At 39.1% G+C, this 10,742-nt stretch carries 9 protein-coding genes and 1 tRNA gene; 2 read left to right on the forward strand and 8 right to left on the reverse strand.

Going from position 1 to position 10,742, the window contains the following annotated elements:
• Window positions 1-278: 278 nt before the first annotated feature.
• From OSO01_RS22995 to OSO01_RS23015, 5 genes are all read right to left on the reverse strand, one after another.
• Complete coding sequence (locus OSO01_RS22995) at window positions 279-1,931, reverse strand: glycerol-3-phosphate dehydrogenase/oxidase (protein ID WP_147212789.1); 1,653 nt, start codon at window positions 1,929-1,931, stop codon at window positions 279-281.
• A gap of 36 nt (window positions 1,932-1,967) precedes the next feature.
• On the reverse strand, window positions 1,968-2,975 hold the full coding sequence (locus OSO01_RS23000) for a 2-hydroxyacid dehydrogenase (protein WP_147212790.1): 1,008 nt from the start codon (window positions 2,973-2,975) through the stop codon (window positions 1,968-1,970).
• A gap of 92 nt (window positions 2,976-3,067) precedes the next feature.
• Window positions 3,068-3,826, reverse strand: coding sequence for an SDR family NAD(P)-dependent oxidoreductase (locus tag OSO01_RS23005; protein WP_147212791.1), 759 nt, complete (start codon window positions 3,824-3,826; stop codon window positions 3,068-3,070).
• Window positions 3,827-3,873: 47 nt separating this feature from the next.
• Window positions 3,874-4,674 (reverse strand): class I fructose-bisphosphate aldolase, encoded by an 801-nt coding sequence (locus tag OSO01_RS23010; protein ID WP_147212792.1) that lies wholly within the window; start codon window positions 4,672-4,674, stop codon window positions 3,874-3,876.
• 206 nt (window positions 4,675-4,880) lie between these two features.
• Entirely contained in the window at window positions 4,881-5,246 is a 366-nt protein-coding gene (locus OSO01_RS23015) for a helix-turn-helix domain-containing protein (protein WP_147212793.1), read from the reverse strand.
• A gap of 278 nt (window positions 5,247-5,524) precedes the next feature.
• Here OSO01_RS23015 and srtD point away from each other — a divergent pair, with 278 nt between their 5' ends.
• Entirely contained in the window at window positions 5,525-6,115 is a 591-nt protein-coding gene (gene srtD, locus OSO01_RS23020; protein ID WP_147212794.1) for a class D sortase, LPxTATN-specific, read from the forward strand.
• A gap of 55 nt (window positions 6,116-6,170) precedes the next feature.
• Here the strand turns inward: srtD and OSO01_RS23025 are convergent, their stop codons facing one another.
• The 3 genes from OSO01_RS23025 to fabI form a co-directional block, all read right to left on the reverse strand.
• Entirely contained in the window at window positions 6,171-7,412 is a 1,242-nt protein-coding gene (locus OSO01_RS23025; RefSeq protein WP_147212795.1) for a metal ABC transporter solute-binding protein, Zn/Mn family, read from the reverse strand.
• 364 nt (window positions 7,413-7,776) lie between these two features.
• Window positions 7,777-9,204 carry an aldehyde dehydrogenase family protein gene (locus OSO01_RS23030; protein ID WP_147212796.1) on the reverse strand — a complete coding sequence of 476 codons (1,428 nt, stop codon included), beginning with the start codon at window positions 9,202-9,204 and terminating at the stop codon, window positions 7,777-7,779.
• 143 nt (window positions 9,205-9,347) lie between these two features.
• A complete protein-coding gene (gene fabI / locus OSO01_RS23035) occupies window positions 9,348-10,124 on the reverse strand; it encodes an enoyl-ACP reductase FabI (protein WP_147212797.1) in 777 nt (258 codons plus the stop codon).
• A 540-nt stretch (window positions 10,125-10,664) separates the two neighbouring features.
• Here fabI and OSO01_RS23040 point away from each other — a divergent pair.
• Window positions 10,665-10,736: transfer RNA gene (locus OSO01_RS23040), tRNA-Glu, on the forward strand.
• The last annotated feature ends 6 nt before the right edge of the window (window positions 10,737-10,742 follow it).

The following is a 10,742-nucleotide window of genomic DNA, read 5'->3' on the forward strand; positions in this document are numbered from 1 at the left end:
GCAACTAAAGTCATTCTAATTCCTCCCTAAATGCATGTTTTTGATAAAAATGGATATTTACTAGGTTTTTATAAATGGTAGTAAATCAAGTTATTTACGTCCAATACAGCTTAAGGATTTAAAAGTTATATTTCTCCATAATTTGGATAAGGGAAAATATTGTGGACGCTTACAACGCGATAGATTAATTATATAACTTGGTAAGAATCTTGTCTACATCTAATTGAAAGCACTTTCATTAATGATTTAACAGTACAAAATTCTTAATGAAAACTTTCTTATTTATCTAAGAAAGTTACTGCTTTATGATGTGTATATAACGTTTTTCTTTTTTGTTCGTCCATAGTATTTTTGTCCCAATTAAGCAGTTCGGCCATTTCCTCAGCTGCTGCATTCAAGGTTTCTAATACTTTATTTGGTTTAAATAAGACATAGCTTGTACGACGATCATAGAAATCTGTTAACGTAGCAGCCATTTCGTTCTCGACAGTGTATTTAACTTCTGCACGTATATTGCGGGATTTTTTATCAAAATCTTTTTTGTCATAGTCTGCTACCTCTTTTAGAAACACCTCTGTATTAGAACCATAACGTTCAACATAGTCTGATATTTCTTGTTTAGAGAAACCGAGCTGCCGGTAGCTTCCATAAAGCTTTTGAATGAGCTGCTCTATTTCCTCAGAAGATGAAAACTTTCCGCCGGTTAAGTGGACAGATTCTGTGATAGAAGCAGTCTTTTTCTCTTTATTCTTTTTTTCTATATATTGCATGATACGCTCAGCCATTTTTCGGTAGCCGGTTAATTTTCCTCCGGCGATGGTAATAAGCCCAGTGTCTGATTCAAATATCTCGTCATGTCTGGAGAGCTCAGCTGAAGATTTTCCTTCTTCGCCAATTAATGGCCGAACCCCGGCCCAACTGGAGATAACATCTGAAATATTTAAGTTTACAGCTGGGAACATGTCTTTGAGGCAGTCTAATAGATAAGTAACCTCAGATTTATTAACATGAATATCCTCGATATCTTCTGTATAAATAGATTCTGTCGAACCGACATAGGTAGTGTCTCCTCTTGGAATAACTGCAATCAACCGGCCCTTATGCTGAAAATACGTGGACGATTGTACAGGCAATTTATTTCTATCGAAGACAATGTGAATTCCTTTAGCAAGAACCATATATTTTCCTTTGATTGGCCGATCCTTTTTCCTGACAAAATCTACCCAAGGGCCGGCTGCGTTGACGATATAATTTGCTGTGATTTTCAGTGTTCTTCCGCTTAATTCATCCTTAGCGACAATTCCTTTCACCTGGTTGTCAGGATTTTGGATGAAGTCTGTCATTCTTACGTAATTAAGCAGCTTTGCCCCGCGTTCTTGGGCCGTCTTTGCAACTTCCAGCGTGAGACGGCTGTCATCAGTGCGATATTCTACATAGACACCACTTCCTTGAACAATTTTCTTGTTGAAAAGAGGCTCGTTTTTCATGGTTTTGCGTTTTCCATAAATGGTATGACGTTCATCTTTTCTTACACCAGCCAAACGATCATATAAAGTCAGCCCTGCTTTTAAGGTTGCCAGATTATAAGATTCCTTTTTGATAAGCGGAAAATTCATCCAGATAGGGTGCACAAGATGTCTGGCATTATTAAATACAATTTCGCGCTCGCTTCCGGTCTCTTTTACTACCGGGAAGTCAAAATTTTGCAGGTATTTTAATCCACCATGAATTAATTTAGTAGACCTGCTGCTTGTACCTGAAGCGAAGTCATTCTTCTCAATGAGGGCTACCTTGAGACCCCGTGTAGCAGCATCAAGTGCAATTCCAGCTCCTGTAATACCGCCCCCGATAATTAATACATCAAATTGCTCCTGCTCCATTTCTTGGATGACGGAGGGACGTGATAAAGTTGAGAAAGCTTTTTGTTCCATATATATGCTCCTTTACAGATCAAATATTTCTTTATTTTAATGATTAAATAAATCAGATTCCTTTAATAAACGGGTCACTAATAAATCAGGTGTATTTTTAAAGGCATCATTAGTGCTTCCAGCAAGATGTGTTGTCACTGTTACATTATCTAATTGCAGGAACGGGCTGCTTAAAGGAAGCGGCTCGTCATCAAATGTATCAATCGCAGCGCCCATAATTTCTTTTTTTTGTAATGCTTGAATGAGGTCTTGCTCATTTACAAGGCCAGATCGTGCGGAATTAACAAAGATTGCGGTCTTTTTCATTTTTTCAAAATGCTCGTAACGAATCATATGCTTCGTATCTTCTGTTAATCTGCCATGCAGCGTAACAACATCTGCTGTTTCAAGTAACGTATCGAGCTTGTCCACTTGCTGGAAATTTGTTTCTCCTTTGAAATATGGATCATAAAAGACGACGTTCATATCAAAAGCTGCTAAAAACCTCCCTACAAGCTGTCCAATATTTCCATATCCGATAATACCTGCAGTCCGACCGCCTAACTCAGGGATTGTCTCACTATTTGGGAAATTCTTACGCCAGTGTCCATTCCTTAAAGCTGTATGTGCGCGTGTAATATTTCGAATTTCAGAAAGGATTAACCCAACTGCGAATTCAGCAACACTGCGGGCGTTTCTTCCAGGTGTGTTGAAGACAGATATATTTAAATCATTTGCTACGTTATGATTGATATTTTCTGTGCCGCCACGAAGAACCCCGACCAGCTTTAGATTCGTAGCAGCTCTTAATACTTTTTCATTAATTGGAGCAAATTGTGTAATGATGATATCAAATGTATCAATATCACCAAGCAGCGAATCAGGGAGGGAAATGACTTCACTGCCGCCTTGTTCCACGGCTAGGTTATCCTCCTGCAGTGCCTCAATATTTTTATGTGTCCATTCACGGACAGTTACTTCAACACCTTGATTTTCTAATTTTTTAAGTCCGGCCTGCATCATTTCTTTTGGAATGAATAAGTCGGCAAATGCTAAACACTTCATTTACTGGGCATGTTTCTCTTGTTGTCAGGCTCCAAGTGAAACGCCCTTCACCTCTTTTCTTTTTTACATTTTCATCTATTTTTTAATAAGAATCATCGCATCAGCATCCCGCCAGTAGCATCAATTGTTGCTCCGGTGATATAACCGGCTCTTTTTGAAACTAAGAAGGCAGCAATATCAGCAATATCACCAGGCTGTGCAACTCTGCCAAGCGGAATCCGATTCACATAATAAGAAGCGTCCTTTTCTAATTTTTCACGAATCATATCTGTTTCTACAATGCCAAGCGCAAGGTTATTGACGCGGATACCATCCTTTGCATGTTCGCGTGCCATGGATTTTGTGAAAGCTATCATTCCCGCTTTGCTTGCGGCGTAATGTGAATGACCGGTGGTTGAGCCGTGGAAAGCTGCCTGGGATGTTATATTAAGAATTTCTCCTGGCTGTTCTATTTCTAAACAATGGTTTAAGAACGCCTGGGATGTCAGAAATACAGAAGTGAGATTCACATCTAAGGTTGTATTCCAATCTTCTAATTTAATAGATTTCACATAGCCTGTAGGCCAGATTGCTGCATTATTTACCAGAATATCTAATGTTCCGAATGCTTTGATGCTTTGGGAAATAATAGAAACTGCATCATCTGCATTTGCCAGGTTTGCATGAATAGCAAGCCCTTTTTGTCCGGTAGCCTCAATAGCTTTTACCACTTCATCGGCTTTTTCCCGATTGCTTTGATAAGTAACAACAACATTTGCACCTTCATTTGCAAGAGTTAAGGCGATTTCTTTTCCAACACCTCTGGACCCGCCAGTGACAATCGCTGTTTTATTTTTAATTCCTAAATCCATCTTTTTCATTCCTCCTCACTTTTTAAATAACCTCTTGGAAGAAGCTATTATGATGAGTAGTCGTTATACACTTTATTTGCTTCTTCGGCTGTCGCTTCATGATGGATGATCTGGTTTAATGCGGCTACGACAGCTGCAGGGTTTGGGTTCTGAATAATATTACGTCCTACTGCGACACCGCTTGCTCCAACATCCATACAATGGCGGACAAAAGCAAAATAATCAATGATGTTCTCTGTTTTTGGGCCTCCCAGAGCAACTACCGGTGCATTTGCTGATTCTACAATTTCACTATCCTCCGGCTTTCCTGAAAAGCGGGTTTTGATAATATCCGCACCAAGCTCTGTTCCTACGCGGGCTCCAGCAGCAATATAGGGAGCCTGATTAGATTCCTCATTCGTTACTGGATAACCAAAAGGTAATGTTTCGCACATAAATACAGTGTTCCAAGTTTCAGAATCTCTTGCTAATTCACGGGCGATGTTATGAGAGCTTGCTTCATTATCAGCCCCCGGGAAGGTCATGTTAATAACTCCATCCGCACCAAGCTTTAACGCATCTTCAACGGATGCAACATAAATTGTATCAGGAACAGAAGGGTCAAGCAGGCTGGAAGACATATCAGCACGGATCAACATCCCCACATCAGCAAAGGCATACGCGTGCTTTTTCGCCATTCCGGGTGTAACCAATACTGCATCAAGGCCGTTTTCAACAAGTTCCGGCATTTGAGCAATGGTTTTGTCGATTCCTTGTGTTTGATTTGTAAAGTAGTAACCGTCTAACGCTAAAGTAAGCGTTTTCTTATCTTTTGAAAAAATACGTGCTAATCTTCTGCTTTTAGACATATTATCGCTCCATTCTTACCTTATTTAGTACAGATAATAAAAAAATCCCCCACAAAAAAGACAGATGACTGTCGTTCTTCGTGGGGAATCTTCTCGTTATCCCGTACTTCTATTTTGTTATATCTTCATATTAACGAATGAATAAGATTCTGTCAATTTAAATCTAAATATGTACGTTCGTGGAAATTATGGGAGAGGTCATATACCTATTTTTTCCTTCTGCTCTTTTTGAAAAGTATATAATCATATATATCCTGAAATTCCTCCGTAGTGAGGCCCGCTAAATCGCGAAACATAGCATCTGCATCCGGGAATTTTTTCTGAATGCTTGTAACAGAATCGTTTTGCTGATTTGAAACACTGGAGGCCGCACCCTCTGTTCGGCCTAGTAAGTAGTCTGCTGTAACCTTCAGAACATCTGCAATCGCTGTTAATTCACTTCCTTTGATGGGGCGGTCACCGGACTCGATTCTATTCATGACACTAACATTAATATTGACACGTTTAGCCAATTCTTTTTGCGTCCAATTATTTTGAAGGCGTAATTGTATAATTCGTTGACCGGTATTCATGGTGCACCTCTTAATTTCTGTTTTAGAAATTAATTATAACATATGGGAAGCATGAAATTTAATTATAAAGAATTTTTGGATAGATGAGCAAAAATATAGTATAATCAACTTACCTTTAGATGAAAGAATTTATATATTGATTGATCCAGAACGATAAATAACTTTTCAGAAAAATAATAAAGTCTACAGGGCTTGTGGTACATAAGTTTTTGAAAATCCTTCTGGAAAAAGTTTCGTTCTATTTTAATTTGAATTAATTTACCAAGGGAGAGACTTCAATGAGAAGAATAGGAATCCTCTTTATTACCATAGGTGTTGTCTGTTTAGGCGTTTTCGGATATCAAATTATAGGGCACGAACAATCACAGAAACAATCTTTAATTCAGGCGGAGGAAAGAATAGAGCAGGGAGCCAACACGCAGGGTGAAGCCGATCAGGACATAGAAGAAACAATAGAACAATTTGAAGCGGAGACGGACGAAGCGTTCGCTACTTTAGAAATACCAAAACTGGGGAAAATACTGCCTATCGTTGAAGGGACTGACCCGGATTCATTAGACAAAGGAGTCGGGCATCTTTCTAACTCTGTTTTACCTGGACAGGGTGAGCAAATTCTTTTATCAGGGCATCGTGATACCGTATTTCGTGATTTTGGTGATCTGGAAATAGGGGATACGTTTGTCGTACAGATGCCGTATGGAGAGTATACGTATGAAATAAGAGAAACAGAAATTGTTCCAGAGGACGATACTTCTGTTATCCGGGAAATGGGAGAAGAGGTGTTAGTGGTTACGACATGCTATCCATTTCACTTTGTAGGCAGTGCGCCGGAACGTTTCATCGCCTATGCTTATCCAGTTTCTGAATAATAATGAAACAGCTTTCTTCCAGAGAAATACCATTTCATTGGAAGAAAGCTGCTTTTTAATCGTTTAGCACTGTTTCTAAAGTTTCAATATTTTTTTGCATTAAGCTGAAGTAATCCTCACCATTTTCTATATCTTCTTCAGTAATGGTCTCCATATTACTGAGAACAGCACTTTCGGCACCAATTTCATCCTGGATAATCTCGCTTATTCTGCTGCTGATATTTCTTTCGAATACAACATACTTCAAATCATATTCACGGGCTTTATCAACAATTTCTACTAATGCAGCTTGGGAAGGCTCCTGTGATGATGATAAGCCATGGATACTGATTTGTTCTAATCCATATCGATCTTCCCAATAGCCATAGGCAGCGTGTGATACAATCATTTGCGGATGGTCTGCGTCACCGATGGTTTGTGCTAATTCTTCATCCACTTGTTCTAGCTGTCCTTTTAATTCCAAAAAATTCTCAGTGAAATAGTCTTCATGCTCCGGCATTTTTTCAACAAGAAGATCTTTAATATTTTCAGCTAATTGAATGCTTATTACTGGATCAAGAAAAACATGTGGATCGCCAATGCCGCTCTCGCCATCATGATTATCAATGAGTAAGTCAACGACACCGGATTCCGTAATTACTTCTCCATTAGCATCTGTGAGCTCCAGCTTCACTTCTAAGGTATCATTAATTTGTGTTTCAAATGAAGGACCGTCTGCATCTTCATTCAGCTGCCAGTCCTCTGAACCCTCTGTACGGAAATACCAGTTCCATTCTTCAATGTCTTCATCGATCGTTGTTTCTGCTTCTAATGAAGCTGTATCGCCACTGTGATAATGGTCATTTATACCGTTAATAATAATATCTCCATTATCTTCTGCTTCTTCCTCGTGATGATGTTCTTCACCTTCATGGTCATGATCATGTTCTGCTTCTCCGCGAAGGTGGATATCCTCGCCAATTGCGGCGACTTCTACCTTTTCACCTTCCAGAATATCCTCTGCTTTTGATGCGAAAGGTTCCATGCCAACGCCGGAATAAATGAATAAATCCTTCTTGGCTAGATCAACCATCTCACGTGAGCTCGGTTCGTATGTGTGCGCGTCAGCATTTGGCGGGTAGATGCTTTCTACATCAACAAATTCTCCGCCAACTTTTGAAATAAAATCTTCTAAAGCAAAAATAGTTGTAGAGATCTCCAACGTTTCTTTATTTTCTTCCTGACTATTATCAGCTGATTGGCAGCCAGCAAGGAAAAGTATGAGAAAGCTGGCAAAAATAATTGTCCGTTTTATCATGAAATGTACCTCCGTTGTTTAATATTAGAATAACCAATTTAGTTCTTTAAAAAATAAAAAAGCAATGCTGCATAGAATTGCTTCGTTTTGAGGCGCTTTGTGATTGTAGTTTACCCAGTAAAAGTAAAGTAGATTAAATTAAGTTGTATTGTGAAGATTATTCGTAATCGTTACGATTTAAAATTTACAGGTTTTTAGAACGGATGTCAAGCTATTTTTATACTTTTAACATTAAAAGTTTACTACGCTGAAATGATTTATTTGAAGTTGTGGTTATGCAATATCAAAGAGGCATGCTGAAATTCAATACTTTTGAACACAAAAAAATCAGCAGCATAAGAGCTGCTGAAAATAAGATCAGTATTTAAGAGGGTAAGCCTGTAATTGTTTTTACTTCTAAGAATTCCTCAATACCGTAGTCTCCCCACTCACGTCCAATTCCGGATTGCTTGTAGCCGCCGAATGGAGCAGTGAAGTCAGATTGTCCATCATTGACAGTGATTCTGCCAGAGCGGAGACTTTTTGCGACATGGGTTAAGGTGTCCGGGTTATTTCCGATAACATAACCTGCTAAACCATAAATAGTACCATTGGCTATATCGATTGCCTCATCTAAATCCTTATAGGTGATAACGGAGAGTACAGGTCCGAAAATCTCTTCCTGAGCAATCTTGTCTTCAGGCTTTACATCGGTAAATACAGTCAGCTTGGAATAATAACCTGTCTCCAAGCCTTCAGGTTTACCGGTTCCGCCGGCAACGAGTGTCGCATCGCTGTCTATTCCAGTTTGGATATAATCCTGTACAGTGTTCCATTGCTTCTCCGATACCTGTGGGCCAGTAAAGGTGGATTCATCTTTTGGATCACCTATAGGAAATTCAGATAGATGACGTTTGATTGCTTCGATAAAATCATCATGAATAGATTCAGGGACAATTGCACGTGTTCCTGCTGTACAAACCTGACCTGTATTGCCGGCAATATTGGAAATCGCCTTTTTAGCAGCGTAATCGATGTCTGTATCATCTAATACAATGATTGGAGATTTACCGCCAAGTTCCAGCGCTACTTTTTTAATATCTGGTGCTGCATTTTCCATAATTTTAGTTCCAACTTTACCGGATCCGGTGAAAGATACGAAATCAATATCCGGGTGAGAGCTGATACCATTACCAATTGTATCGCCTGTTCCGGTTACAAGGTTGAATACTCCTTCAGGAACGCCGGCAGCTTCCATCGCTTCGGTAAGCAGCATTGCCGCAAATGGCGTTTCTTCAGACGGTTTTAATACCACTGTGCTGCCAGCTGCAAACGCGGAAGCTAACTTCGTAGAAACCTGGTTTGTAGGGAAATTCCATGGTGTGATTAAACCGGCAACGCCAATAGCATCTTTTTGGACCAAAGAGTTTTCCCGTTTTTCGGTAAACTCAAAATCTCGTACTAGCTTTGCTGCTGTGCGGAAATGGTTTAATCCCATTTGATATTGCACATTTGTGGTAAAAGTTACTGGAGAGCCAAGCTCTGCTATGATTATTTCAATAAACTTGTTTTTCCGTTTCTCATACTCATCTGCAATGCGGTCTAACAATGCAGCGCGTTCTTCTTTGGTTGTTTGTGAAAAAGCCGGGAATGCAGCTCGTGCCGCTTTTACTGCTTTATCGAGATCCTCTTTCGTTCCAGAGCTGATTTCACCAATTTTTTCTTCCGTTGCAGGGTTGATCACATCAATTTTCTCGTTTCCAGTGGAATCAACCCACTGACCGTTAATATAATGCTGTATATAGTTATACATTTTATTACACCCCTTTATATATTTTCCATTAATACTGATTCCCGCTATAAATAGTTATTAAACATAGAAGAAAACTTTGTTTTTCAGCCAAAAAAAACTGCCTTCTCTTTTTAAGAGAGGCAGTTTTGTATATTTTGTAGGAATCAGCCGCCGATAATGTTAAATCCGGCATCCACATGCAATACTTCCCCAGTGATTCCGCGAGAGAGTTCACTAAGGAAGAATAAAGTTGCATCTCCAACTTCATCCTGATCAATGTTACGGCGCAGTGGAGCTTTTTCTTCTACAACATGTGATTTTTCATTGAAATTAGCAACTCCCTTTGCAGAGAGTGTACGGATTGGGCCTGCTGATACAGCGTTCACGCGAATTCCGCGTTTACCTACATCTTCAGCTAAATAGCGGACGCTTGCTTCCAAAGATGCTTTAGCAACACCCATAACGTTGTAGCCTGGAACAACCTGCTCCGCTCCAATATAAGTTTGTGTGACAATTGAGCCGCCTTCAGTCATTAATTCCTGTGCAGCCTTTGTAACAGATACCAGCGAATAAGCGCTGATTTCTTGTGCCAATAAAAAGCCGTCGCGAGAAGTATTTACATATTCACCTTGCAGTTCTTCACGTTTGGCAAAAGCAACGGAGTGAACTAACCCGTGAATTACACCGACTTTTTCTTTTATTTCATTAAAAGCCTCCTGTACACTCTCATCTGATGCTACATCGCAGGAAACAACTGCTTTTGGTTCAATTTCATGCTTATCTAAAAGTTTGACTAGTTTTTTATAGGATCTTTCTTGTCTATTCGTAAAAATAAGGTTGGCTCCAGCATTATGTAGAGATTTTGTGATACCCCAGGCGATACTTCTTTCATTAGCAACACCCATTACAACGATATTTTTACCTTCTAATAGTTTTGTCATTTTCATCCTCCATTCAACATTTAACTTAGCACCTATTATAACTGATTAGTACCAGGTGATAAAGTGATAATCTGTTTTTCCTTTTAGATAGAAGAGCATATGTAAATAAAAGTTCAGCCTGGGCAAGACTATTACGGGAATATATTTTACTTTCCGGGAGGACTATCGGTGTATTTTTTAACTGGTTACATGTTTCATTATATTTTTGTTGAAAAATTAAAGGGTATTATTTAGTAATTTAGCTTATAAAAAAAGAAATTTCATTCAGCAGGGAATCATGGTTATTAGTCATAAATAGAGAAATCACTCAAAAGTTGTTTATATTATAGAAGGAAATGTTCAAAAGCATGGAATATGTGATGGAATTAAAGCCTCTAAAAACAGCATTGGAATAAGGGACAGGAGGTAATCGAGGAGCTTTTAAAAAATAAAATAAAGTTTTTTTCATTTTTCTCTTTACAAACGGTTGGTTACTCGATATAATAAAATTCGTCAGTTTGCGAGAGATACTTACATAAAGCTTCTCAGACAACGGATCATGGCCCGTTGGTCAAGCGGTTAAGACACCGCCCTTTCACGGCGGTAACACGGGTTCGAATCCCGTACGGGTCATCAAAT

The organism is Oceanobacillus sojae, assembly GCF_007991515.1.
Classification (GTDB): domain Bacteria; phylum Bacillota; class Bacilli; order Bacillales; family Amphibacillaceae; genus Oceanobacillus; species Oceanobacillus sojae.

Excerpts from the sequence above, each read along its gene's own strand:
- OSO01_RS22995 (WP_147212789.1), bottom strand. The coding sequence starts at position 1,931 with ATGGAACAAAAAGCTTTCTCAACTTTATCACGTCCCTCCGTCATCCAA.
- OSO01_RS23000 (WP_147212790.1), bottom strand. The coding sequence starts at position 2,975 with ATGAAGTGTTTAGCATTTGCCGACTTATTCATTCCAAAAGAAATGATG.
- OSO01_RS23005 (WP_147212791.1), bottom strand. The coding sequence starts at position 3,826 with ATGGATTTAGGAATTAAAAATAAAACAGCGATTGTCACTGGCGGGTCC.
- OSO01_RS23010 (WP_147212792.1), bottom strand. The coding sequence starts at position 4,674 with ATGTCTAAAAGCAGAAGATTAGCACGTATTTTTTCAAAAGATAAGAAA.
- OSO01_RS23015 (WP_147212793.1), bottom strand. The coding sequence starts at position 5,246 with ATGAATACCGGTCAACGAATTATACAATTACGCCTTCAAAATAATTGG.
- srtD (WP_147212794.1), top strand. The coding sequence starts at position 5,525 with ATGAGAAGAATAGGAATCCTCTTTATTACCATAGGTGTTGTCTGTTTA.
- OSO01_RS23025 (WP_147212795.1), bottom strand. The coding sequence starts at position 7,412 with ATGATAAAACGGACAATTATTTTTGCCAGCTTTCTCATACTTTTCCTT.
- OSO01_RS23030 (WP_147212796.1), bottom strand. The coding sequence starts at position 9,204 with ATGTATAACTATATACAGCATTATATTAACGGTCAGTGGGTTGATTCC.
- fabI (WP_147212797.1), bottom strand. The coding sequence starts at position 10,124 with ATGACAAAACTATTAGAAGGTAAAAATATCGTTGTAATGGGTGTTGCT.